Here is a 23,549-nt window from a genome sequence, read left to right on the forward strand (position 1 = left end):
TTGCTGGGCGGAGCGGCAAGGAATGGCCGCGTAAAACCCTTGCTCAATGGAACCGGTTAATACCGACGAAGGATTCGCGGCATGATTGAACCTTCGCCTCAGCCGCAGGAACGGGCGTCTTCACAGGCGTCCGTCGAGGTCGCGCAGACGGGCGGCCTGGCCACGACGGGCGAGCGCCTTACCCACCGCGAGCAGGTGGAGATGATGGCGCGTTTCCGGCGCGACATCACCAGCACCACCGTCATGCTCAAGGACCTCACCCGCTTCGGCGCGCGGGTGGAAGGCGTGGGCGCGCTGGAGGTGGACGAGATGGTTACCCTCTCGCTGCCCGGCTGTCGTCCCTCGCTGGCATTCGTCGCCTGGGCCAACGAGCACTGCGCGGGGCTGGAGTTCGTCGAGCCGCTGGCGGGTCCGCTGTTCGCCGAGCTGGTCGCCCGCTATGGCCTCAGCGGGGAGAAGCTTGCAACCTGACGGCTCACGATACCGCGGGTTCCAGCAGGCGGATCGTGCCGGCGTCGGCATCGATCTCGGCCATGGCGCCCACCGGGATGCTGACCTGGCCCGCGATGTGACCGATCATCGCGCCTTGGAACGCGGGGACTCCCAGACCTGCGAAACGCCGGTCGAGCACTTCGTAGACGGTGAAGTTGGAGAAGCCGCCCTCCGGGTTCTCGCAGTGGGTGCATTGCCCGAAGACCACTCCGGCCAGCTTGCCCAGAACGCCAGCCTGCGCGAGCTGGGTCAGCATCCGGTCGATCCGGTACTCGGACTCGTTGGTTTCCTCGACGAACAGGATCGCGCCTTCGAAGTCCGGGAGCCACGGCGTTCCCACCAGAGCGCTCAGCACCGAGAGGTTGCCGCCCAGCAGCCGCCCGCGCGCCTTGCCGCCGTGGAAGGTCTTCACTGCCGACCCCCGCCCGCCAAGGTTCGCCCCGGTATAGGCGGCGACCGAGTAGGTTGGCGTGGCCCCCTCGAACGCGACCTGCCGGAATGCCTCCCACGCCGCCGGCGGCCACGAGGCGGAGGCGTTGGGTCCGTGGATCGAGACCACCCCGGCCTTCGCCAAAGCCAGGCACAGCGCGGTATTGTCACTGAAGCCCGCGAACAGCTTGGGCCTGCGGGCAATCGCCGCGAAGTCGAGATAGGGCAGCAGCCGCGCCGATCCGTAGCCGCCGCGCACGGCCATCAGGCCCCGGACACCGTCGTCGGCGAACATCGCCATGAGGTCGCGGGCGCGCACCTCGTCTGAGCCGGCCAGGTAGCCCTCGCGCGCGGTCAGGTGCGGGGCGAAGCGCGGCTCCAGTCCCATGGCGCGCACGGTGGCGGCGATCTCGTCGAGCCCGAAGCGGTCGGCGACGAAGCCCGCCGGCGCAACCAGACCGAGCACGTCGCCATTGCGCAGGCGGGGTGGGCGGACCATATTCGCTTGAACCGGCGCCGGCGCCGCGCGTGCGAAGGCCCCGATGCCGGTCAGCGCGCAAAGCCCGCCGCCGATCTCTGCAAGTGCGCGCCTGCGCGCAACGGCTCTGGTGGTGGACTTCCCGATAGTCATTCCCGTCAGCCTATAGCCTGTGCGCATCAGCGCAACCGGGCGCGATTCATCTCTGCCGGACGCGCGGGTCGTGCCGGGCCATGGAGTTCCAATGACCGAACAAGAAGACAAAGACCTCACCAAGCGCCGTTTCTACAAGGCGGAGCAGGAGGCCGGTTTCGCCGAACAGCAGCCCGACACGATCCAGACCGAGCATCCCGCTTACCAGCTCGCCTTCCGCGACACCGACTTCCTGCTGCGCGACGAACTGCGCCCGGTGCGCTTCCAGCTCGAGCTGCTCAAGCCCGAGATGCTGCTCGAGGAAGCCAACATCGGCTCCACCCTGGTGATGTACGGCTCCGCGCGCATCCCCTCGCCGGACAAGGCCGAGGCGCTGGTCCAGGCCGCTGCCACCGACTATCAGAAGAAGGTCGCCGGGCGGCTGGCCGACAAGGCCAAGTACTACGACGAGGCACGCAAGCTCGCCCGCCTCGCCAGCAGCTGCGCGATCGTCGAGAAGGGCATGCGCCAGTTCGTGGTCTGCTCGGGCGGCGGTCCCTCGATCATGGAGGCGGCCAACCGCGGCGCGGCGGACGTCGGCGCCGAATCGCTGGGCCTCAACATCGTGCTGCCACATGAGCAGGCGCCCAACCGCTTCGTGACGCCGCGCCTCTCGTTCCAGTTCCACTACTTCGCGCTGCGCAAGATGCACTTCCTGCTGCGCGCCCGCGCGGTGGCGGTGTTCCCTGGCGGCTTCGGCACTTTCGACGAGTTCTTCGAACTGCTGACGCTGATCCAGACCGGCAAGATGAAGCCGATCCCGATCCTGCTCTACGGCCGCGAGTTCTGGGAGCGGGTGATCGACTTCGAGGCTTTGGCCGAGGAAGGCACGATCAACCCGGCCGATCTCGACCTGTTCCGCTGGTGCGAAACCGCCGAAGAAGGCTGGGAGCACATCAGCAAGTTCTACGGCCTCGACTGCGGCTAGGACCGGAGCGGACCGCGCGCCATGGAGGAGCTGCCTACCGCCCGCTTCGTCATCGAGGGGAGCGCCGTCACCGGCATCCCCTCGTTCTACGACGAGATCAACCGGGTCTTCATGGCGGGGGAGGACTGGCGGCTGGGCGAAAGCCTCGATGCGCTGAACGACCTCCTCTACGGCGGCTACGGCGCGCTTCCCGGCGGCCAGCCGGCTGTGATCGTCTGGAAGGACATGGACGCCAGCCGGGCCGCGCTGGGCCGGGGTGCGACCTTGGCGCTCCTTCGCGGCAGGCTGCCTGAACGGACGATCTTCAACGGGTCGCCCATAGCCAGCCAGATCGAGGATCTGGAGGCCGGGCGCGGTACGACCTACTTCGATATCGTCATGGACATCTTCGCCGATCACCCGAAGATCACCGTGGTGCCGGGATGAGGCTTGCATTTGTTCGATTTAGTTGAACGAAACGAGAGGTTTTATCCCAATTCATGGAAGTGCGGAAAAGGCTCATCTGCAACGGCACAGACCCAGCCCGCAGGAACGCCCCATGACCCGCTTCATCGAACCCATCAGCGAACGCACCCGCCTCCTCGCCGACTTCGCCCAGCCGGTCATCGTCGCGATGGGCACCGCGGGGCTCACCGGCGGCGCTATGGCGGCGATGGGGATGATCGCCGACGGGGCTCTGCGCATGCGCCGGATGCGCACGCACTGAGAACCGCCTCAGCGAACCGCGTGGTGGCCCATCGGACCGTGGCCCTCGCCGAAGCCGGGCGCGGCGAGCAGGGCGGCGCGCACGAAGTCGCGGGCATCCTCGATCGCTTCGGAGAGCGGTGCGCCCTGGCCCAGGAACGTGGCAATCGCGCTCGACAGGGTGCAGCCGGTGCCGTGGGTGTGGCGGGTCTCGATGCGCGGCGCGGTCCAGACCTGCGGCTCCTGGCCGGGAAGGATGAGCCGATCCACCACCGTCTCGCCCGGAGCGTCGCCGCCCTTGGCGATATAGGCCACGCCGCGCGCTGACAGCGCCGCATCGCCGCCCAGCACGGCCAGTTCGTCGACGTTGGGCGTGGTCAGGCAGGCGACCGCCATGAGCCGCTCAAACGCCGCCACCGTCGCCTCGTCCGCCAGAACCGAGCCGGCGGTGGAGACCATGACCGGGTCGAACACGATCGGAAGGCCGAGATTTTCCAGTCGGTCAGCGACCATGCGCGCGATTTCCGCGCTGCCCAGCATGCCGATCTTCACCGCGTCGACGCCGATGTCGCCGATGCAGGCGTCGATCTGCGCGGCGACCATGTCGGCGCCCATCGTCTCGACCGCGGTCACGCCCAGCGAGTTCTGCGCGGTGATCGCGGTGATCGCGGTCATGGCGTAGCCGCCCAGCAGGGTGATGGTCTTGATGTCGGCCTGGATGCCGGCACCGCCGGAGCTGTCGGAGCCGGCGATCGAAAGGATGCGGGGAGGCTGGTTCATCCCAGCCCCCTAGCGCCTGGGGGCGGGCGGAGTCGAGATAGCGCAAGTATCAGCCCCCGGGCTTCACCCCTTGTAGCGCCGCACTTTCGATGGCGGCGCGGAATCGTGGTGCCGCTTGGCCCGCGTCGGTCTGTCGGTGAGTTCGCCTCCGCAGTTCGGGCACAAGTCGTCGCTCTCCTCGGCGCAGGTCGCGCAGTAGGTGCATTCGAAGCTGCAGATGAAGGCGCCGGGCGCCTCGGCGGGAAGGTCGGCGCCGCAGCGCTCGCAGTCCGGACGCATCTCGAGAGCCATCAGGCAGCCGCCTTTTCCACAGCGTGACAGATCGAGGCGACCGCCGCCTCGACTTCGGACGCATCGTCGCCCTCGGCCATGACGCGGATCACCGGCTCCGTGCCCGACGGCCGGATGACCAGCCGCCCGCGCCCTTCGAGCGAGGCCTCGGCATCGGCGATGGCGGCCTTGACGCTGCCGGCCTCCAGCGGTTTGCCGCCGGCGAAGCGCACGTTGCGCAGGAGCTGGGGGACAGGGTCGAACAGGTGCAGCAGCTCGCTCGCGCGCTTGCCGGACTGGACGAGCGCGGAGAGCACCTGCAGCGCGGCCACCGTGCCGTCGCCGGTGGTCGCATGGTCGAGCAGGATCATGTGGCCCGACTGTTCGCCGCCGACGTTGTAGCCGCCCGAGCGCATCCGCTCGAGCACATGGCGATCGCCCACCTGTGTGCGTTCAAGGTTCAGCCCAAGTCCGCCCAGGTAGCGTTCGAGACCGAGGTTGGACATCACCGTTGCCACTACGCCGCCGCCGCGCAGGGTGCCCTGCGCCGCGAACTGGCCGCCGATCAGCGCCATGATCTGGTCGCCGTTGACGGTCTTGCCCTTCTCGTCGACCACGATGAGCCGGTCCGCGTCACCGTCGAGCGCGATGCCGATGTCCGAGCCCGAGGACACCACGGTTTCCTGCAGCAGTTCGACATGGGTGGAGCCGCAGCGCTCGTTGATGTTCTTGCCGTTGGGGTTGACGCCTACCGCGACGATCTCCGCGCCCAGTTCCCAGAAGGCGGAAGGGGCGACCTGGTAGGCGGCGCCGTTCGCGCAATCGACCGCGATCTTCAGCCCGTCGAGCCGGACGGTGGAGGGGAGCGAGCCCTTGACCGCGTGGATGTAGCGGCCGCGCGCGTCGTCGATGCGGCGGGCGCGCCCGATCTCGGGCGAGGCGGCAAGGGCGAGGTCGGTGCCCAGCATCGCCTCGATCGCCAGCTCGTCCTCGTCGGAGAGCTTGAAGCCGTCGGGGCCGAACAGCTTGATGCCGTTGTCCTCGTAAGGGTTGTGGCTGGCCGAGATCATCACGCCCACGTCCGCGCGCAGTTCGCGAGTCAACAGGGCGACGGCGGGGGTGGGCATGGGGCCGAGCAGCACCACGTCCATGCCGACGCTGGTGAAGCCCGCGACCATCGCGTTCTCCAGCATGTAGCCCGACAGGCGGGTGTCCTTGCCGATGACGACGCGGTGGCGGTGGGTGCCGCGCAGGAAGCGCGTGCCGGCGGCTTGCCCGACCTTCATCGCCATGGCGGCGGTCATCGCCCCCTGGTTGGTGCGGCCGCGAATGCCGTCGGTGCCGAAGAACTGCTTACCCATACCGTCTGGAAATCCGTTTTGCCGAAAAGCCGCGCCTTCCATAGGCGAATGCCGTTACCGCGACCTGAATGCGCTCTTACATCGCGTTTAGAAATGCGGCGTAGCGGATTTCAAGCAAATCCCGAAATCCTGTCTCCTCCACCCTGAACCCTTGTCCCCGCAGGCAAATTGCTATCCGGCGTGGGTCTGACTATCTGTCGGCGATGACCACGCCCCCTTTGACTTCCCCGACCGCCGGTCCCTCGCGAATCCCCGAGATCCGGGTGCCGGGAGTGCTGACCCTCGCGGGTCTTGTCGCGGGTCTGGTGATCGGGCTGCTGATCGCCGGGAAACCCGCGGCGGACACCGCGCTGGCGGTGGCGGGGCCGATCGGTTCGCTGTGGCTCCAGGGCCTGCAGATGACGATCCTGCCCCTGGTCGCGGGGCTGCTGTTCTCCGGCATCGTCGAGACCGTGGCCGCCGCGCGCGCCGGGGCGATGGCGCGCCGGACGCTGGGGATCATCGTCAGCTTCCTCGCCTTCAGCGCGGTGCTTGGCGCTGTCGCCACGCCGCTGCTGCTCAGGCTGTTCCCGGTGCCGGAGGGCGTCAGCTTCGCTCACGGCGTCGACCCCGGCAAGGTGCCGGGCATCGCCGATTTCCTGTCCTCGCTCCTGCCCGACAACGTCGTCTCGGCGGCGGCCGAAAACGCGATGCTGCCGGTCATCATCTTCGTCGCCCTGTTCGCCTTCGCCTCGACCCGGCTGGCGGACGAGCCGCGCCGGATGCTCGCGGTGCTGTTCGAGGGGCTGGCGGGGGCGATGATGGTGGTGATCGGGTGGGTGCTGGGCCTCGCCCCGATCGGCGTCTTCTCGCTCGGGCTCTCGCTCGGCATCCACAGCGGCGGCGCGGCGCTGGGCGCACTGGCGCACTACATCGTGCTGGTGGTGGCCGTGGGCACCGTGGTGATGGTCGCGGGATATGTCATCGCCGTGCTGGCGGGGCGCAAGAAGCTCGGCGCCTTCGCCGCCGCCATGCTGCCTGCGCAGGTCGTGGCGATCTCCACCCAGTCCTCGATCGCGACGCTGCCGGCGATGCTGGCTTCCAGCCGCAAGCTGGGTATCTCGTCGACCACCTCGGAGTTCGCGCTGCCGCTCGCCGTGACGCTGTTCCGTGCCACCGGGCCGGCGATGAACATGGCGGTGGCGATCTACGCGGCGAAGCTCGCCGGGCTGGAGCTGACGACCGGGGCGCTGATGGCTGGCACGTTCGTGGCCTTTGCGACGACGTTCGGCGCGGTTTCGCTGCCGGGCACGATCAGCTTCGTCTCCTCGATCGGCCCGATAGCGGCAGCCATGGGCGTGCCGCTCTGGCCGCTGGGCGTGCTGGTCGCGGTGGAGGTCCTGCCGGACCTCATGCGCACGCTCGGCAACGTGACCATGGACGTGGCCGTGACCAGCGCCGTCGATGCGGGCGTGGACGAGCCGCCGGCGGCCGAGACCCTTCACTGAACGGTCCGCCGCCCGCGGCGCGCCTTCGCCCTAGCTGGCGGGATCGTACATGAACTCTCGCAGTTCCTGCGAGCAGCGGCAGGCGACCGCGATCTTTCTCGCCCATTCGACGGCGTCCCCGCGCGTCGGCAGCTCGAGTACGGTGAACCCGCCCCTGAGTTCGCTGCCCGGATAGATCTTGGTCGATACCGAGCCGTCGCTCGAGACCAGCACCGGATCGACCGTCTCGGCGATGCCGCCGCCGAAGACGTAGACGCCTGCCTCTTTCGCTTCCTCGATCACTGCGCGGGATTCGGCGCCGACGATCGGAAATTCTTCCTCCGTGACCACCATGGCCTCGCTGGGGAACGAAATGAGGTGACTTGGTCACCGGCCTTACTCCTCCAGCTCGATGTCCCAGTAGAGCCAGTCGCGCCATGTTTCGTGGAGATGGTTGGGGGGGAAGCCCCGGCCGCGTTCCTGGAGCTGCCAGCTGGTCGGGCGGATCGGCTGGACCAGCGGCGGCATGTGCGCCTGCTTGGGGGTGCGCCCGCCCTTCCTCAGGTTGCAGGGCGAGCAGGCGGTCAGGATGTTCTCCCAGCTCGTCCGTCCGCCGAGGCGGCGGGGGACGACATGGTCGAAGGTCAGGTTGTGCGGGCTGCCGCAGTACTGGCACGAGAAGCGGTCGCGCAGGAACAGGTTGAAGCGGGTGAAGGCGGGGAACTCGCTCGGCCGCACGTACTGGCGCAGCGCGATCACCGAGGGGATCTGCATCGTCCAGCTCGGGCTGTGGACGGCGCGCTCGTAGCTGGAGATGATGTCGACCCGTTCCAGCACCACCGCCTTGATCGCGGTCTGCCAGGGCCAGAGGCTCAGCGGGTAATAGGAGAGCGGCGTGTAGTCCGCATTGAGGACAAGGGCAGGGCAGTCTGAAAGACTTCGGGAGGGATCACCCTCCGCGCTGCGGAACCGGGCCGCGCGCTCGATCAGGTCCGCCCTGAGCATGGCCTCCTGTCGCAGTCTATCATTGCTGTTTGATGGCAACGCATGGGTACTTTCCAGCACCTGAGTGATGGCGCGTCAAGATGGCTGGATCGTGGGGGTCGCCAGCAATCCACAGCTTGGGTAACGAGAGGCGATATGATCCGCACCCGTTTCGCCCCCAGCCCCAACGGGCCGCTGCACCTCGGCCACGCCTACGCCGCGCTGGTGGCACATGACGTTGCGCGCGCGCGCGGCGGCGAATGTATCCTGCGCATCGAGGACATCGACGGGACACGCAGCCGGGCCGAATTCGTCGACGAGTTCCTGCGCGACCTCGAATGGCTCGGCCTTGCGTGGGACGGGGACACGGTGTTCCAGTCGCGCCGGCTCGCCAGTTATGCCGAGGCTGGGGAGCGGCTCAAGACGATGGGCCTCATCTACCCCTGCACCTGCACCCGCGCCGAGATCGCCGCCGCTGCGCAGGAGATCGGCCCCGACGGGCCCATCTATCCGGGCACCTGCCGCCACCGCGCAGCCGATCCCGCCCACGCCGCATGGCGGCTGGACGTGGCGAAGGCTACGGCGCTGACCGGCCCGCTCGCATGGACGGACGAGGCCGCCGGCCCACAAAGCGCCACGCCGGACATCTTCGGCGACGTCGTGCTCCTGAGGAAGGACCTGCCCGCCAGCTACCACCTCGCCGCCACGCTCGACGATGCGACCGACGGCATCACCCTGGTCACACGCGGCATGGACCTGTTCCCCGCCAGCCACGTCCACCGCCTGCTCCAGGCGTTGCTCGGCCTGGCGGTGCCGACATGGCTGCACCACCCGCTGCTGGTCGAGTCGGCCCGTGACGGCGAACTGCGCAAGCTCGCCAAGCGGCGCGGCGCGCCTTCGCTGGCAGACCGGCGCCGCGCCGGGGAAGACGGCGCCGCCATCGCCCAGGCACTGCGCGAGGGACGCCTCCCCGCTGGCATTTCGCTTTCACAGGGCGTACATCAGGCGCCATGAGCTACATCCTGATCCCTGTCGTCGTCGTGCTGATGATCATGGTCGTCATCACTCTCGTGCGCGGCATCGCCGCCTTCCTGAACAGCACCAAGGAAGACCTCAACCGCGATCCCAGCCTGACCGGGCCGAGCGCGAATCAGTTGCTGCAGAACAAGATGATGTTCAACCGCATCAAGTACCAGGCCGCCGCCGTGCTGGTCTGCGCGCTGCTGCTGGCGATGGCGCGCTGACGCCAGCGTGGTCCGGCTCAACAAGATCTACACCCGCACCGGAGACGACGGTTCCACCGGCCTCGTCGACGGCTCGCGCCTGCCCAAGCACGCGGCGCGCATGGAAGCGATCGGCGCGGTGGACGAGGCGAACAGCGCCATCGGCCTCGCCGTCTGCGCGCTGGTCGGTACCGAACACGCCGTCAACCTCACCCGCATCCAGAACGACATGTTCGACCTCGGCGCCGACCTCGCCACGCCGGGTGACGACTTCGCGCCCGGCGAGATGACCCTGCGCATCGTCCCCGCGCAGGTCGACTGGCTGGAAGCTGCGATCGACGCGGTCAACGAGCGGCTCGCGCCCCTGCGCAGCTTCATCCTGCCCGGCGGCAGCGAGGCGGCCGCGCGCGTCCACATCGCCCGTGCCTCCACTCGCTCGGCCGAGCGCCGTGCCACCGCGCTGGCCGCCGCCGATCCGGTCAACCCCGCCGCGCTCGCCTATATCAACCGGCTGAGCGACTACCTCTTCGTCCTCGCCCGGGCGGTCAATTCGGACGGCGCCGACGACGTGCTTTGGGTCCCCGGTCAGAATCGCTAGGTTCCCCGACGGAGCCGAGCCGCTACCCAGCGCTCGCATCACGTTGAGAGGGAGTTTGGCAGTGCAGACAGTCGGTATCATCGGCGCAGGGATCATGGGCGCGGGCATTGCCCAGACGGTGGCGGGCGTAGGGCTCGACGTGGTCCTGACCGACATCAGCCTCGAGATCGCCGAGAAGGGCAAGGCCGGCATCGCGAAAAGCCTCGCCAAGCTGGTCGCCAAGGAAAAGATCAGCCAGGCCGACGCCGACGCGCTGCTCGCCCGCATCACCCCGGTCGGCGACTATGCCGCGCTGTCGGGCGCCGACCTCATCATCGAGGCCGCCACCGAGCGCGAGGACATCAAGGCGAAGATCTTCGAAGCCGCCGGCAAGGTGCTCGGCCCCGATGCGATCATGGCCTCGAACACCAGCTCGATCCCGATCACCCGCATGGCCGCCGGTTCGCCCGATCCCGCGCGCTTCTGCGGTCTGCATTTCTTCAACCCGGTCCCGGTCATGGGCCTCGTCGAAGTGATCCCCGGCCTCGCCACCTCGCAGGACACCATCGACCGGATGAAGGCGTTCGGCGAGAAGCTGGGCAAGACCGTGGTCCTTGCCGGTGACGAGCCCGGCTTCGTCGTCAACCGCATCCTGTGCCCGATGCTCAATGAGGCGATCTTCGTGCTCGGCGCCGGAATCGGCTCGGTCGAGGACATCGACGCGGGCTGCAAGATCGGCCTCAACCACCCGATGGGCCCGCTGACGCTGGCCGACTTCGTCGGGCTCGATACGCTCTACGCGATCATGAAGGTGTTCCACTCAACCACCGGCGATCCCAAGTACCGTCCCGCGCCGCTGCTGCAGAAGTACGTCGAGGCGGGCTGGTATGGTCGCAAGTCGGGCAAGGGGTTCTACGATTACTCGGGCGAGACGCCGGTTCCGAGCCGGTAACGGAACGCCGAGACCTGGGGCGATCGCTCCAGGTCCTTCCCTCTTATCTCCCCGGACCGGAACCCCCGGCTCCCCCCGCCCGTTACTCCTGCAAAGGAGATTTCCCATGACCGAACGCACCGACGACCTCCCGCCCGAAACGGTGAACGACGAGCAGGAAGAGGAAGACACCCAGGCGCAGGCCGTTGCCGACGAGGCGCAGGGCCGCACCTCGTCCAATGCCGGCCTCGGGGACACCGAAAAGGTCAAGGGCGGTATCGAGGGTGAGGACGATGTCCAGGACATCGTCGATCATATGAACCAGATGGACAGCAGCGGCACCATCGACATGTCCGCCTTCGACGGCGAGGAAACGATGGACGACCTCGAAGGCCGCTACGGCAAGCGTAACGCCGCCGACGAGGATTTCGCCGACGATGACAGCTGAGGCGGGCAACTGCCGCCAACGGCCGTCGTCCCCGCGAAGGCTGGGACCCCCGGGAATTCCGCCTGCCCGGAGTTAAGGTTGGTTACCCGCCTCGCGCTTGAGGTCGTAGAGGATCTCAAGCGCGTCGCGGGGGGCGAGGGCGTCCACGTCCATGTCGCGCAACTTGTCGCGCAAGGTGTCGCACTCGGTTTCCCGGGTCACCTGGGCCGCTGCGAACAACGGCAGGTCGCCGAGGCCCGCTGCCAGCCCGCCCGTCTCGGCGCGGCCCTTTTCGAGCTTTTCCAGAACCGACTTCGCCCGGCTGATGACCTTGGGCGGCACCCCGGCGAGGCGCGCGACGGCCAGACCGTAGCTGCGGTCCGCCGGGCCTTCCGACAGTTCGTGCAGCAGCACGAGGTCGCCCTTCCACTCACGCGCGCGGACGTGGTGGAGCGACAATGCTTCACAGGTTTCGGCCAGCCGCGCGAGTTCGTGGTAGTGGGTGGCGAAGAGGCAGCGGCAGCGGTTGGTCTCGTGGACCGCCTCGGCCACCGCCCACGCCAGCGCGAGGCCGTCATAGGTCGAGGTGCCACGGCCCACTTCGTCGAGGATGACGAAGCTGCTCGGGGAAGCCTGCGCGAGGATGGCGGCGGTCTCCACCATCTCGACCATGAAGGTCGAGCGCCCGCGCGCGAGGTTGTCGGAAGCGCCGACGCGGCTGAACAAGCGGTCGACCATGCCGATCCGCGCCGACTTGGCGGGCACGAAGCCGCCCGCCTGCGCAAGCAGGACGATCAGCGCGTTCTGGCGCAGGAAGGTCGACTTACCGCCCATGTTAGGGCCACCTATGAGCCAGAGCCGGTCGTGGCTGGCGAGGCGGCAGTCGTTGGCGACGAAGCGCTCGCCCTGCGCCTTCAGCGCGGCCTCGACCACCGGGTGACGCCCGCCCTCGATGTCGAGCGAGATACCCTCGACCACCTGCGGGCGGGTCCAGCCCCCCTCGGCGGCGCGTTCGGCTTGCCCTGCGGCGACGTCGATGCGGGCGAGGGCGGCGGCGGTGCGGGCGATCGACTGGCGCGCGGCGATGGCCTCGGCGACCAGCTCCTCGAAATGCGCTTCCTCGGCGGCGAGGGCGTGGGCCCCGGCCTCGGTGATGCGCGCGGCTTCCTCGTGGAGGGCGAGGGCGTTGAAGCGCATCGCGCCGGCCATGGTCTGACGGTGCGTGAAGCCGCTGTCGGGTTCGAGCAGCCTGTCGGCATGGCGCTGGGCGACCTCGATGAAGTAGCCGAGCACGTTGTTGTGCTTGATCTTGAGCGAGGCGACGCCGGTTTCCTCGCGATATTTCGCCTCCAGCGCGGCGATGGCGCGGCGGGCATTGCCGGACATGACGCGCAGTTCGTCGAGCGCGGCGTCGTAGCCGGCGGCGATGTAGCCGCCCTGGCCGCGCTCGGTCGGCGGGGTTTCCACCAGCGCGCGGGCGAAGTGATCGACCAGCGCCGCATGCCCGCCGAGGTCCGGAAGCACCCGCTCGAGCAGCACCGGCAGCCCGTCCATCGCCCTCAGCCGCTCACCGATCCGGCGCGCGCCCGAGAGGCCGTCGCGCAGCTGGCCGAGATCGCGCGGAGAGCCGCGTCCCGCCACCACGCGGCCGAGCGCGCGGCCGAGGTCGGGCAGGGCGCGCAGCGCGGCGCGCAGGTCCTCGCGCAGCAGCGCGTCGTCGTGGAGCCATTCGACCAGTTCCAGCCGCCCGGCGATGGCGATGCGGTCGGTGAGCGGGGCGGAGAGGTCGTCGGCCAGCTGGCGCGCGCCCGCCCCGGTGACGCAGCGGTCGATCGCGTCGACCAGGCTGCCCTTGCGCCCGCCCTGCGAGGACTCGAGGATTTCGAGGCTTGCGCGCGTCGCCTCGTCCATGGCGAGCGCGGCGTCGCCGGCGCGCGCCTCGGGCGGGAGCAGCAGCGGCAGCTTGCCGCGCCCGACGTGGTCGAGATAGGCGATCAGCCCGCCCACCGCCGCCAGCATCGGCCGGGTGAAGGCGCCGAAGCCGTCGAGCGTGGCGACGCCGTGGACTAGCTTAAGCCGGGCCTCGCCGCCGTCGGACGAGAACTCGTGGGCGGAGCGCGGGATCGCGGCTTCCGGAGCGGCGTCCCAACCGTCAGGCACCACCAGTTCGCTGGCGCCGAGGCGGGCGAGGGCGGCGGGAAGGCGCTCGGGCGGGCATTCCTCCAGCTCCATGCGGCCGGTGGAGATGTCGACCGCGGCTATGCCCACCGTGCCCCGAAGCTCGCAGGCGGCGGCGAGCACGTTGGCGCGGCGCGGTTCGAGCAGGGCTTCCTCGGTCAGCGTTCCGGCGGTGACGAAGCGCACGATGTCGCGCGCGACCAGTGCCTTGTAGCCGCCGCGCTTCTTGGCCTCGGCCGGGGTTTCGACCTGCTCGGCGATGGCGACGCGGCAGCCCGCCTTGATGAGCCTCGCGAGATAGCCCTCCGCCGCGTGGACCGGCACTCCGCACATCGGGATCGGCACGCCGGCATGTTCGCCGCGCGTGGTCAGCGCGATGTCGAGGATCTGGCTCGCCGCCCTGGCGTCATCGAAGAACAGCTCGAAGAAGTCGCCCATGCGGTAGAACAGCAGGCAATCGCCCGCTTCCTCGCGCAAGGCGAGGTACTGCGCCATCATCGGAGTCGGGGCTGAAGTCATGCCCCGGCGATAGCGGCACGCCACCCGTTCTGTGAAGCGCCACCTAGCACCCTTTCCCCTATCGCGTCGGCCCGAGATTGGTTAGGGCGCGAGGCGTAACCGGGAGATATCGCTTGTCCGAGAAAAGCAAGGTCCAGTTCACCGATCGCGAGGCGCTGTTCTACCACAGCACGCAGCGTCCGGGTAAGATCGAGATTATCGCCTCCAAGCCGATGGCGACCCAGCGCGACCTCAGCCTCGCCTACTCGCCGGGCGTAGCCGTGCCGGTGCAGGCCATCGCCGACGATCCCGCGACCGCCTACGACTACACCGCCAAGGGCAACCTCGTCGCGGTCATCTCGAACGGCACCGCGATCCTGGGCATGGGCAACCTCGGCGCGCTGGCCTCCAAGCCGGTGATGGAGGGCAAGGCCGTCCTGTTCAAGCGCTTCGCCGACGTCGATTCCATCGACATCGAACTCGCCAGCGAGGACACCGAGGCGCTGATCGAGGCGATCGCGATGATGGAGCCGAGCTTCGGCGGCATCAACCTCGAGGACATCAAGGCGCCCGAGTGCTTCATCATCGAGCAGACCCTGCGCGAGCGGATGAAGATCCCGGTCATGCACGACGACCAGCACGGCACCGCGATCATCGCGGCCGCGGGTCTCATCAACGCCTGCCTCGTCACCGGCCGCAAGCTGGACGAGATCAAGGTGGTGGTGAACGGCGCCGGCGCCTCGGCGCTGGCCTGCACCTCGCTCATCAAGTCGATGGGCGTGAAGCATGAGAACGTCCTCGTCTGCGACACGCGCGGCGTCATCTACCCCGGCCGAGAGCGGGTCGACCAGTTCAAGTCGGCCCACGCCGTCAAGACCGAGAAGCGCACGCTGGCCGAAGCCCTCGTCGGCGCCGACGTCGTGCTCGGCCTGTCGGCCAAGGGCGCGATCACGCAGGACATGGTCAAGTCGATGGCGCCCGAGCCGATCATCTTCGCGATGGCCAACCCCGATCCCGAGATCACCCCGCCCGAAGCCAAGGCGGTGCGCCCCGACGCGATCGTCGCCACCGGCCGCTCGGACTATCCCAACCAGGTCAACAACGTCCTGGGCTTCCCCTTCATCTTCCGCGGCGCGCTCGACGTGCGGGCGACCGCGATCAACGAGGAGATGAAGATCGCCGCCGCCACCGCCATCGCCGAACTGGCGCGCGAGCAGGTCCACGAGGACGTCGCGGCGGCCTACGGCGGCGAGACGCAGGTCTTCGGCCGCGATTACATCATCCCCGCGCCCTTCGACCCGCGGCTGATGGAAGTCGTGCCGATGGCCGTGGCCAGGGCAGCGATGGAATCGGGCGTGGCGCAGAAGCCGATCGACGACTTCGAGGCCTATCGCCACCAGCTGAAAGCGCGCCTCAACCCGACGACCTCGGTGCTCACCCGCGTCTACGAGCAGGTCAAGGCCAACCCCAAGCGAGTGATCTTCGCCGAGGCGGACAACGAAGTCGTGCTGCGCGCCGCGGTCCAGTACCGCGACTTCGGCTACGGCGAGCCGATCCTGGTCGGCCGCACCCAGGTCATCCTCGACCGCATGGCCGAGCTGGGCGTGCCGCACCCGGAGAGCTTCCACATCGAGAACTCGATGGTGTCCGAGCATGTCACCCCGATGGTCGAGATGCTCTACGAGCGCCTCAAGCGCCGGGGCTTCCTGCAGCGCGACGTGCAGCGCATGGTCAACACCGACCGCAACATCTTCGCCTCGGGCCTGCTCAAGCTGGGCGTCGGCGATGCGATGATCACCGGCATGACCCGGCCCTTCGCGCAGTCGATGAAGGAAGTGCGCCGCGTGCTCGACCCGGCGGAGGGCCAGCTGCCCTTCGGCATCCACATGCTGGTGGGCAAGAACCACACCGTGTTCATGGCCGACACCACCATCAACGAGCGCCCGAGCGCCGAGGAACTCGCGGTCATCGCGACGGAGACGGCAGCGGTCGCCCGCAAGCTCGGCCATGAGCCGCGCGTGGCGTTCCTCAGCTACTCGACCTTCGGCAACCCGGCGGGCAAGTGGCTGGATACGACGCGCGAGGCGATCCACATCCTCGACCAGCAGCAGCCGGACTTCGAGTACGAAGGCGAGCTGGCCCCGGATGCGGCGCTCAACCCCAAGGTCATGGCGCTCTATCCGTTCAGCCGCCTGACCGCGCCGGCCAACGTGCTCATCATGCCGGGGCTGCAGTCCGCCAACCTCTCGGCCAAGCTGCTGCGCGAAGTCGGCGGCACGACCACCATCGGGCCGATGCTGCTGGGCATGGAGAAGCCGGTGCAGATCGCGCCGATGACCGCGATCGCTCCCGACGTGCTGACCCTCGCCGTGCTGGCGGCGGCTGGCATCGCCGGCTGAGGCCGCGACAGGAACACAAGGGTTGCGGCCCCTGCGTTCTGCTTTTCCCGAAGTCGATATCCGGGGCCGTGCCTGCGAAGGCGCGGCCCCGTTTCGTTTCTATCAGCCGGCGCGCATGTTCACCTGATGCCGCAACCCGCACCGACGATGGCCTCGCGGTTCGCTCCAAGAATGCTTCCGGGTTGACGAAGATAGTATAAGCTATCTATCTCGGTCTCATAACCAGAGCAGGATGCGCCATGCCCGAGATACCACCGTCGATCCTCCCGCTGCTGGTGGACCTCGAACGCTCCGTCGACAACCTGGGCAACACCTGGCGGCCCGAGGATCCGGCCTACCGCGCCGACGTCTACCGCCAGACGATGACGAGCCTGTCCTATGCGTACTTCATGTACTTCCACGCCGACGCCGAGCATCCCGACTGGGCGCCGCTATGGAACCCGGTCTACACGCTCCAGCCCAACCCGGACGACATCTACGTCCAGTCGCCGATCCGGGGCGACCTGACGTACCGCGTCTCGGGCAACCGGGGGACTTGCAAGATCCTCTCGTTCACCACGCAGGCCGCGCTTTCCGGGACGGTGGACGAGATGCCCCGGCCCAACGGCCACAACGAACTCGACACCAATGACCTCGGCATAGGACTGGGCGAGGACTTCTCGATCATCTTCAGCGCCGCGAGACCCGCGGGCTACGACGGCTACTGGGCGCCAATCGATCCGTCGGCGCGCGGCATGTACCTACGCTACCGGATGTATGACTGGGCGGGCGAGACCGACCCGGTGCTCTCGATCGAATGCCTTGACGCCGTGCCGCCCAAGCCCCGCCTGTCGCCGGAGGACATTCTCCACCGCATCCGCGAGATGGCGAAATTCCCGGCGCGCAAGACCGACCTCTACTACCAGATGCAGAACGGCGTGAAGGAGCGGGTCGGCTTCAACGTGTTCGAACCGGTCCGCTATCCCGGCGCGCTGGTGAAACAGACCTACTGGCCCGCGTGCTTCCAGCTCGAGCCCGACGAGGCGCTCATCATCGAGACGGAGATCCCGGAGAGCGCGCCCTACTGGAACATCCAGCTCAACGACCCGTACTTCAACGCCCTCGAATACGTCTATCGCCTGAGCAGCACGAACGGGGCGATGGCCACGCTGTCCAGCGATGGCAAGTACCGGGGCGTCATCGCGCTCACCGATCCCGGCGTGCCCAACTGGCTAGACCCGGCTGGCTACACCGAGGGTGGCATCTACGGCCGCTGGTACGACTGCGACAGCGAGCCGGTGCCGACGATCCAGCGCGTCAAGCTGGCGGAGCTGCGCGCGCATCTCCCCGCCGATACGCCCGTGGTCGGCCCCGAGGAGCGCGCCGAGGAAATCCGCCGCCGCGTAGTCGCCTGCCAGCGCCGAAGACGGTGGTGAGCGGAAGGGCAAGCGACATGGACCTGAGCTACGATCCGCCCGAGGCTTTCCGCCACGCCCTTGGCCAGCTGCACGACATCGTCGCGGCAGAGGTCGGCTCGGATGACTTCGGACCCGCCGACTACCTGTCCGGTCTCACCGTGCTGCTGCAGTCGATGGACTACGATCCGCGCTTCTCCGAGACCGGGCGGCGCATGGCCTGGGGAATGGTCGTGGGCGTGCTGCGCGGCCGCGCGCAGGCGATCGCGGCGATGAAGGCGAATCCTGGCTTCGATGCGCGGACGGTGCTCTCGCCGGTCGTCATCACCGGGGTTCCGCGCACCGGGACCACTGCACTGCACCGGCTGCTTGCGGTCGATCCGCGCTTCCAGGGGCTGCAGACGTGGCTGCTCGACAGCCCGATGCCGCGGCCGCCGATGGAGGCATGGGGCGAATACCCACAGTACCGCAAGACCGTCGCCGCGCTCGATGCGCAGTACGCCGCGGCGCCGGGCGCCAAGGCCGCGCATTTCCGGGCGGCAGAGGAAGTCCACGAATGCTGCATGGTGCTGCGCCAGTCATTCGTCTCGAACCTGTGGTCGTGCGGCTGGTCGGCGGCGACCTATGACGCGTGGTGGCAGTGCCAGGACGAGACGGCGGCTTACCGCCACTTCGCGAAGTGCGTGCAGCTGATCGGTATGCACGAGCCCGAAAAGCGCTGGCTGCTCAAGAACCCCGGCCATATCGAGCATCTGGACCTGCTCTTCGCGGTGTTCCCCGATGCGCGGGTGATCCAGACGCACCGCGATCCGGGCAAGGCGGTGCCCAGCCTCGTGTCGCTGCTGATGAACCTCAACGCCCTGATGGAGCCCGAGCGGACCGGGCAGCGCGCCGAGAACCTGCTGCGCCGCGAAGTCGCCAAGTGGGCCCATGCCGTCCGCAAGGCGGAAGCCGTGAAGGCGCGCCATCCAGGGCAGGTGCTCGACGTCGTCCACGCCGACTTCCATGCCCGGCCCATGGAAACGGTGGAGGCGATCTACCGGTTCATCGCCATGGACATCCCGCAGGATACCCGCGCCGCGCTGCTCCAGCGGATCGACGAGAAGCCGGAACTGAGCCACGGCGTCCACCGCTATTCGATCGCCGACTACAGTATGACCGTCGAGGAAGCGCGCGCGCCGTTCGCGGACTATATCGAGCGCTACGATCTGGTGGAGAAGCGGGCATGAAGGCGGCGATCTATCCGGGGCAGGGCAGGCCCATCGTCATCGAAACCCTGCCCGATCCCGAACCCGGTCCCGGCGACCTCCTGATCCGCGTCGATCGCTGCGGCATCTGCGGCACCGACCTGTCGATGACGAAGGGCGGCATGTGGGACTACGGTCCGGGCGCGCAGTTCGGCCATGAATATGCAGGGACGGTCGTCGGACTGGGCGCTCACGTCACCGGCTGGAAACTCGGCGAGCGCATCGCGGTCCTGCCATCGGTCGCCTGCGGCGCGTGCGAGCCGTGCCACGCGCATGGCAACAACGTGCTGTGCCAGACGAAACCGGGCAGTGCCATGGTGGGCTTCTCAGAATATGCGAAAGTGCCCGCCAGCGTCGCGACGCGGCTGCCGCAGACGCTGTCGATGGCCGACGGCGCGCTGATCGAGCCGATGGCGATCAGCCTCTATGGAACGCGCATGGCGCAGATCAGGCCCGGCGACCGGGTCGTCGTGCTCGGCGGCGGCACGGTGGCGCTTTACGCGATCTACTGGGCGCGGCGTCTGGGGGCGGGACGCATCGCCGCGATGTCGCGCTCGCCCCGCCGCAGGGACCTGTGCCTCGACATGGGCGCGGATGCCTTCGTGGCTTTCGGCGACAACGAGGCGGGCGAGGTCGTCGAGGCGCTCGGCGGAGCGCCGCAGGTCGTGCTCGAATGCGTCGGCGCCGAGGGCATGTTGATGAAGGCCGTGGCCCACGCCGCCCCGTTCGGGCGGATCGTCAGCCTCGGCTTCTGCACTTCGCCCGACCCGGTGATCCCCGCGCTGGCGAGCTACAAGTGCGTGTCGATGCATTTCGCGGTCGGCTATTCCATGAAGGAATTCCTCTACATCGCCGAAATGCTCGACCGCGACCGCCTCCACGGCGGCGGCCACGTCGATCCCAAGGCGATCGTGAGCGCGAACGTCGGCCTCATCGATATGCCGGCGACGTTCGAGATGCTGCGCGGCGCGAACGACCAGACCAAGGTCCACGTCTGCATGGGCGAATGAACGCAGCCGCAGGCACGCACTAGCGGTCTCGGTCGTTCGCGTGGATGTGGGCGGGACGTGGCAGTCGCGGCGGTGGTACCGCAGGACTTCAAGTGACGCTCTCGATCGGATAGTATCGACGCCATCAACCCGAGGACGTGGAAGATGGCAGGATTCGCGTCGCAGAAAGACGGCCGCCTCTATCTGACGGAAGGCGGTCAGGAGACCGAGATACACTATCGGTACGGGCACGACCTGCCGGAATTTGCCATGTACCCGCTACTCGACAATCCCGCCGCCATGTCTGACCTGAAGGTGATGTACAGCCGCGTGCTCGACGTCGCCGCCGAGCACGGCTTCGTCGCGATGCTGTCCGGGCTCGACTATCGCGGCAGCCCGGACTGGGGCGACAAGCTCGGCTATTCCCGCGACGGGCTCGCCGATGCGCTCCAGCGGTCGATTGCCTTCCTGCGCGAGGTCGCGCGGCCCTATGAGGGACAGGTCACGGAAATCCTCATCGGCGGACAAGTCGGCCCGCGCGGGGATGCCTATTCGCTCAACCGGACGATCACGGCCGACGAAGCCGAGGACTATCACGGCTTTCAGCTCGAAGTGCTCAAGCGCGCGGAGGTCGACTTTGTCTGGGCGGCCACGTTCAATGGCATCCCCGAAGCGCTCGGCGTCGCGCGGGCGGCGGCGCGGATCGGCCTGCCGCTTGGCATCTCCTTCATGCTGGATGGCGACCACCGGCTCAAATCGGGCGCAAGCCTCAAGGACGCCATAGAGACCGTCGATGCGCAGGCAGGCGATGCCAGGCCGGACTACTACGGCATCAATTGTTCGCATCCGCTCGAATTCGAACCCGCGCTCGAACCGGGAGACTGGGTCCGGCGCCTGCGCAGCTTACGCCCCAATGCGAGCGCAAAGGACAAGATCGAACTCTGCTCGATCGGCCATCTGGAAGAAGGCGATCCCGTCGACCTCGGCAATCGCATCGGCAGCCTGGCGCGGCGCTATCCACATATCGATATCTTTGGCGGCTGCTGCGGAACCTGGGCGCCGCATCTCGACGAGATGGCGCGCAACGTGCGGCATGCGCTTACGCAAGAGCGCAGCGCTTGATACTGGCTGAGATGGGAGATTGGATGCCCCGCGAGGATTCGAACCTCGATAGACGGAATCAGAATCCGTAGTCTTACCATTAGACGACGGGGCACCGGAGGGCGCCCCACTAGAGCCAGTCTTGATTCGCGTCAAGCGCCTTGGTGAACCCCTCGAAAGTCGCGGCCCTTGTGCCTTTGCCTCCGGGGCGTTAGCATCAGCGCCAGGTGCCCGCCTATCCGGCGGGATGATATGTGAACGAGAATCAAAATCATGGCGGAGCACGATCCGCCGGCAGCGAAAGTCGATGTGTCGGGCCGCCCGGGACGGCGGCGAAAAGGTCGCAAGGGCAAGGCGGGTTCGCCGGGTAGCCCCCAGACCGCCGGCACAGCCAAGGCGAAGGTGCGCCCAGCGAAGGGCGCCCGGGTCACCGAGGCCGGCAAAGCGCCGCGCGCAGAACAGCAGCCCCGGGCCCAGTCCGCGCCTCCCGTGCAGGCAGCGGTCCCCGCGACAGTCACGGAGACGGAAGCGGCCCCGGCCGCCGGGAAACCCGCGCCCGGCTCCCTGCCGCGCCAGTCCTATGCCGCGATCGACCTTGGCACCAACAACTGCCGCCTGCTGATCGCGCGCCCCTCTGGCGAGAACTTCACGGTGATCGACGCCTTCAGCCGCGTGGTGCGGCTGGGTGAGGGGATCGCGCAGTCGGGCCGGTTGTCGGACGCGGCGATGGAGCGCACGCTCTCGGCGCTACGTATCTGCGCGGACAAGCTGATGCGCCGCAACGTCTATCTCGCCCGCTCGGTGGCGACAGAGGCGTGCCGGCGCGCCGTCAATGGGCCTGAATTCATAGAGCGTGTGCGCAAGGAAACCGGCATCGCGCTCGACATCATCAGCGCGCGCGAGGAAGCGCGGTTGGCGGTGCTGGGCTGCCACGTCCTGCTTGAGGACGGCTTCGGCCCGGCGATGATCTTCGACATCGGCGGCGGCTCGACCGAGTTGGTTCTGATCGAGAGCACCGGCACCGTGCCGCGCATCCTCGACTGGCAGAGCGTGCCCTGGGGCGTCGTCTCGCTCACCGAGAGCTGCGGGGGCGAAGGCACGACGCGCGAGGAACGGCTGGAGCGCTACCGCCACATGCACAGCCTGGTGGCGGAGAGTTTCGCGGCGTTTTCCAAGCGCGTCGGCCCGGCGCGCGAGAGCGCCAGCCAGGACGGTCCGCTGCGCCTGCTGGGCACCAGCGGCACCGTCACCACGCTAGCCAGCCTCCACCTCGAACTGCCGCAGTACGACCGCCGCATGGTCGACGGGCTGATCGTGCCCGCCGAATCGATGCGCGACATCTCCTCGCGGCTGTCCTCGATGTCGATCGAGGAGCGCCGCGAAGTCGCCTGCATCGGGCGCGAGCGGGCGGACCTCGTGGTCGCCGGCTGCGCCATCCTCGAGGCCATCCTCGACCTCTGGCCCGCGGCGCGCCTCGGCGTCGCCGACCGGGGTATCCGCGAGGGTATCCTGCGCAGCCTGATCGCTTCCCATAGTCACGGCCATTCCCGGGGGCCGGGCATCCGGGCTACCGGCGACGCCGTCCGCAACGCAATAGGTGCAAGATGAGCCGTTCCGGCAAAGACCCCGGCGAGCGCCTGCGCACCGCCAAGAAGCGCACGACCAGTTCGGCGCGCTGGCTGACCCGCCAGATCAACGATCCCTACGTCAAGAAGGCCAAGGCCGACGGCTACCGCAGCCGCGCGGCCTACAAGCTGATCGAGCTGGACGAGAAGTTCGGTCTGCTCAAGGGGGTCACCCGCGCGGTCGACCTCGGCATCGCGCCGGGCGGCTGGAGCCAGGTGCTGCGCCTCAAGGCGCCCAAGGCCAAGGTCGTCGGCATCGACCTGCTGCCTACCGACCCGATCGAGGGCGTCACCATCTTCGAGATGGACTTCATGGCAGACGAGGCGCCCGCCGCGCTGGAAGAAGCGCTGGAAGGCGCGCCGGACCTCGTGCTGTCGGACATGGCGGCGAACACCGTCGGCCACAAGCAGACCGACCACCTGCGCACCATGGGCCTCGTCGAGACGGCGGCGGACTTCGCCATCCAGTTCATGGCGCCGGGCGGCACGTTCGTCGCCAAGGTGCTGGCGGGCGGCACCGACACCGAGCTTCTGACGCTGCTCAAACGCCACTTCACCAGCGTGAAGCACGCCAAGCCGCCGGCCAGCCGCAAGGATTCGTCCGAGTGGTACGTCATCGCCAAGGGCTTCAAGGGCCGGGCGGAAGAGCCAGCCTGACCGGCAACGTGGCGCTTCGGATTGCCGGAGTGCTTCAGGGCCGACCTACCGGCCGGGTCGTCCCAGCGCAGGCTGGGACCGCTGGCAGCGTCGCGCCAGCCTGCGCTGGGACCACGGCTGTTGGTCGGGCTTGACATTTATAACCATTTAGGTTATATGCCGCGACATCCGCCAGCCGAAGTACAAGGCGAAGCGGTGTTTTCGGGTCGACGTCATGGGCGGAGGGTCGCGAGTTCAAG

The 23,549-nt window shown here is 68.2% G+C and carries 24 protein-coding genes and 1 tRNA gene; 17 read left to right on the forward strand and 8 right to left on the reverse strand.

The annotated features are described in order from the left end of the window. Nucleotides 1-81 precede the first annotated feature (81 nt). A complete protein-coding gene (locus tag PMI02_RS24295) occupies nucleotides 82-471 on the forward strand; it encodes a hypothetical protein (protein WP_007688015.1) in 390 nt (129 codons plus the stop codon). Nucleotides 472-475: 4 nt separating this feature from the next. Here the strand turns inward: PMI02_RS24295 and PMI02_RS24300 are convergent, their stop codons facing one another. After that, entirely contained in the window at nucleotides 476-1,552 is a 1,077-nt protein-coding gene (locus PMI02_RS24300; protein ID WP_007688018.1) for an LD-carboxypeptidase, read from the reverse strand. Nucleotides 1,553-1,643: 91 nt separating this feature from the next. Here PMI02_RS24300 and PMI02_RS24305 point away from each other — a divergent pair, with 91 nt between their 5' ends. The 3 genes from PMI02_RS24305 to PMI02_RS27465 all read left to right on the forward strand — a co-directional run bounded on the left by PMI02_RS24305 (nucleotide 1,644) and on the right by PMI02_RS27465 (nucleotide 3,225). Beyond that, on the forward strand, nucleotides 1,644-2,519 hold the full coding sequence (locus PMI02_RS24305) for an LOG family protein (RefSeq protein WP_007688019.1): 876 nt from the start codon (nucleotides 1,644-1,646) through the stop codon (nucleotides 2,517-2,519). A 21-nt stretch (nucleotides 2,520-2,540) separates the two neighbouring features. Further along, nucleotides 2,541-2,945, forward strand: coding sequence for a barstar family protein (locus PMI02_RS24310; protein WP_007688020.1), 405 nt, complete (start codon nucleotides 2,541-2,543; stop codon nucleotides 2,943-2,945). Between the two features lie 112 nt (nucleotides 2,946-3,057). Then, nucleotides 3,058-3,225: a hypothetical protein gene (locus tag PMI02_RS27465; RefSeq protein ID WP_007688021.1), complete on the forward strand. Its 168-nt coding sequence runs from the start codon at nucleotides 3,058-3,060 to the stop codon at nucleotides 3,223-3,225. Nucleotides 3,226-3,233: 8 nt separating this feature from the next. On the opposite strand, the gene thiD is transcribed toward PMI02_RS27465, so the two are convergent. The 3 genes from thiD to glmM form a co-directional block, all read right to left on the reverse strand. Next, on the reverse strand, nucleotides 3,234-3,983 hold the full coding sequence (gene thiD / locus PMI02_RS24315; RefSeq protein WP_007688022.1) for a bifunctional hydroxymethylpyrimidine kinase/phosphomethylpyrimidine kinase: 750 nt from the start codon (nucleotides 3,981-3,983) through the stop codon (nucleotides 3,234-3,236). A 63-nt stretch (nucleotides 3,984-4,046) separates the two neighbouring features. Further along, the gene (locus tag PMI02_RS24320) at nucleotides 4,047-4,274 is read right to left on the reverse strand and encodes a DUF1272 domain-containing protein (RefSeq protein WP_007688023.1); all 228 of its coding nucleotides are present in this window, start codon (nucleotides 4,272-4,274) and stop codon (nucleotides 4,047-4,049) included. Next, nucleotides 4,274-5,614 carry a phosphoglucosamine mutase gene (gene glmM / locus PMI02_RS24325; protein ID WP_007688025.1) on the reverse strand — a complete coding sequence of 447 codons (1,341 nt, stop codon included), beginning with the start codon at nucleotides 5,612-5,614 and terminating at the stop codon, nucleotides 4,274-4,276. Before glmM ends, PMI02_RS24320 begins: the two co-directional genes overlap by 1 nt. 203 nt (nucleotides 5,615-5,817) lie before the next feature. Here glmM and PMI02_RS24330 point away from each other — a divergent pair, with 203 nt between their 5' ends. After that, nucleotides 5,818-7,101: a dicarboxylate/amino acid:cation symporter gene (locus PMI02_RS24330; protein ID WP_007688027.1), complete on the forward strand. Its 1,284-nt coding sequence runs from the start codon at nucleotides 5,818-5,820 to the stop codon at nucleotides 7,099-7,101. A gap of 30 nt (nucleotides 7,102-7,131) precedes the next feature. Here PMI02_RS24330 and PMI02_RS24335 read toward each other — a convergent pair whose 3' ends face one another. Both PMI02_RS24335 and PMI02_RS24340 read right to left on the reverse strand, forming a co-directional pair. Then, a complete protein-coding gene (locus PMI02_RS24335; RefSeq protein ID WP_052025720.1) occupies nucleotides 7,132-7,434 on the reverse strand; it encodes a YciI family protein in 303 nt (100 codons plus the stop codon). 42 nt (nucleotides 7,435-7,476) lie between these two features. Then, on the reverse strand, nucleotides 7,477-8,085 hold the full coding sequence (locus tag PMI02_RS24340) for an HNH endonuclease (RefSeq protein WP_007688031.1): 609 nt from the start codon (nucleotides 8,083-8,085) through the stop codon (nucleotides 7,477-7,479). 135 nt (nucleotides 8,086-8,220) lie between these two features. On the opposite strand from PMI02_RS24340, the gene gluQRS reads away from it, so the two are divergent. The 5 genes from gluQRS to PMI02_RS24365 all read left to right on the forward strand — a co-directional run bounded on the left by gluQRS (nucleotide 8,221) and on the right by PMI02_RS24365 (nucleotide 11,243). After that, nucleotides 8,221-9,078 carry a tRNA glutamyl-Q(34) synthetase GluQRS gene (gene gluQRS, locus PMI02_RS24345; RefSeq protein ID WP_007688047.1) on the forward strand — a complete coding sequence of 286 codons (858 nt, stop codon included), beginning with the start codon at nucleotides 8,221-8,223 and terminating at the stop codon, nucleotides 9,076-9,078. After that, a complete protein-coding gene (locus PMI02_RS24350; RefSeq protein WP_007688048.1) occupies nucleotides 9,075-9,308 on the forward strand; it encodes an HIG1 domain-containing protein in 234 nt (77 codons plus the stop codon). Before gluQRS ends, PMI02_RS24350 begins: the two co-directional genes overlap by 4 nt. A gap of 7 nt (nucleotides 9,309-9,315) precedes the next feature. Further along, nucleotides 9,316-9,885 carry a cob(I)yrinic acid a,c-diamide adenosyltransferase gene (locus PMI02_RS24355; RefSeq protein ID WP_007688049.1) on the forward strand — a complete coding sequence of 190 codons (570 nt, stop codon included), beginning with the start codon at nucleotides 9,316-9,318 and terminating at the stop codon, nucleotides 9,883-9,885. Between the two features lie 61 nt (nucleotides 9,886-9,946). Beyond that, nucleotides 9,947-10,816, forward strand: a complete 870-nt coding sequence (locus PMI02_RS24360; RefSeq protein ID WP_007688050.1) for a 3-hydroxyacyl-CoA dehydrogenase family protein — start codon at nucleotides 9,947-9,949, stop codon at nucleotides 10,814-10,816. Between the two features lie 106 nt (nucleotides 10,817-10,922). Further along, nucleotides 10,923-11,243 (forward strand): hypothetical protein, encoded by a 321-nt coding sequence (locus PMI02_RS24365; protein ID WP_007688051.1) that lies wholly within the window; start codon nucleotides 10,923-10,925, stop codon nucleotides 11,241-11,243. Nucleotides 11,244-11,315: 72 nt separating this feature from the next. Here PMI02_RS24365 and mutS read toward each other — a convergent pair whose 3' ends face one another. Continuing rightward, on the reverse strand, nucleotides 11,316-13,919 hold the full coding sequence (gene mutS / locus PMI02_RS24370) for a DNA mismatch repair protein MutS (RefSeq protein ID WP_193372911.1): 2,604 nt from the start codon (nucleotides 13,917-13,919) through the stop codon (nucleotides 11,316-11,318). Nucleotides 13,920-14,032: 113 nt separating this feature from the next. Between mutS and PMI02_RS24375 the strand changes: the two genes are divergently transcribed. The 5 genes from PMI02_RS24375 to PMI02_RS24395 all read left to right on the forward strand — a co-directional run bounded on the left by PMI02_RS24375 (nucleotide 14,033) and on the right by PMI02_RS24395 (nucleotide 21,049). Continuing rightward, complete coding sequence (locus tag PMI02_RS24375; RefSeq protein WP_007688053.1) at nucleotides 14,033-16,297, forward strand: NADP-dependent malic enzyme; 2,265 nt, start codon at nucleotides 14,033-14,035, stop codon at nucleotides 16,295-16,297. Nucleotides 16,298-16,536: 239 nt separating this feature from the next. Then, nucleotides 16,537-17,712, forward strand: a complete 1,176-nt coding sequence (locus tag PMI02_RS24380) for a hypothetical protein (RefSeq protein WP_007688054.1) — start codon at nucleotides 16,537-16,539, stop codon at nucleotides 17,710-17,712. After that, the gene (locus tag PMI02_RS24385) at nucleotides 17,709-18,920 is read left to right on the forward strand and encodes a sulfotransferase (RefSeq protein ID WP_238539158.1); all 1,212 of its coding nucleotides are present in this window, start codon (nucleotides 17,709-17,711) and stop codon (nucleotides 18,918-18,920) included. The genes PMI02_RS24380 and PMI02_RS24385 overlap by 4 nt, the downstream gene beginning before the upstream one ends. After that, a complete protein-coding gene (locus PMI02_RS24390; protein ID WP_007688058.1) occupies nucleotides 18,917-19,948 on the forward strand; it encodes an alcohol dehydrogenase catalytic domain-containing protein in 1,032 nt (343 codons plus the stop codon). The genes PMI02_RS24385 and PMI02_RS24390 overlap by 4 nt, the downstream gene beginning before the upstream one ends. 144 nt (nucleotides 19,949-20,092) lie before the next feature. Further along, nucleotides 20,093-21,049 (forward strand): homocysteine S-methyltransferase family protein, encoded by a 957-nt coding sequence (locus PMI02_RS24395; RefSeq protein ID WP_007688060.1) that lies wholly within the window; start codon nucleotides 20,093-20,095, stop codon nucleotides 21,047-21,049. 20 nt (nucleotides 21,050-21,069) lie between these two features. Here PMI02_RS24395 and PMI02_RS24400 read toward each other — a convergent pair. Next, nucleotides 21,070-21,143, reverse strand: a tRNA-Gln gene (locus tag PMI02_RS24400). Nucleotides 21,144-21,301: 158 nt separating this feature from the next. On the opposite strand from PMI02_RS24400, the gene PMI02_RS24405 reads away from it, so the two are divergent. Both PMI02_RS24405 and PMI02_RS24410 read left to right on the forward strand, forming a co-directional pair. Then, nucleotides 21,302-22,636 (forward strand): Ppx/GppA phosphatase family protein, encoded by a 1,335-nt coding sequence (locus tag PMI02_RS24405; RefSeq protein WP_007688062.1) that lies wholly within the window; start codon nucleotides 21,302-21,304, stop codon nucleotides 22,634-22,636. After that, nucleotides 22,633-23,310, forward strand: coding sequence for an RlmE family RNA methyltransferase (locus PMI02_RS24410; RefSeq protein WP_007688064.1), 678 nt, complete (start codon nucleotides 22,633-22,635; stop codon nucleotides 23,308-23,310). Before PMI02_RS24405 ends, PMI02_RS24410 begins: the two co-directional genes overlap by 4 nt. Nucleotides 23,311-23,549: the final 239 nt, after the last annotated feature.

The sequence above is a fragment of the Novosphingobium sp. AP12 genome (assembly GCF_000281975.1).
GTDB lineage: Bacteria > Pseudomonadota > Alphaproteobacteria > Sphingomonadales > Sphingomonadaceae > Novosphingobium.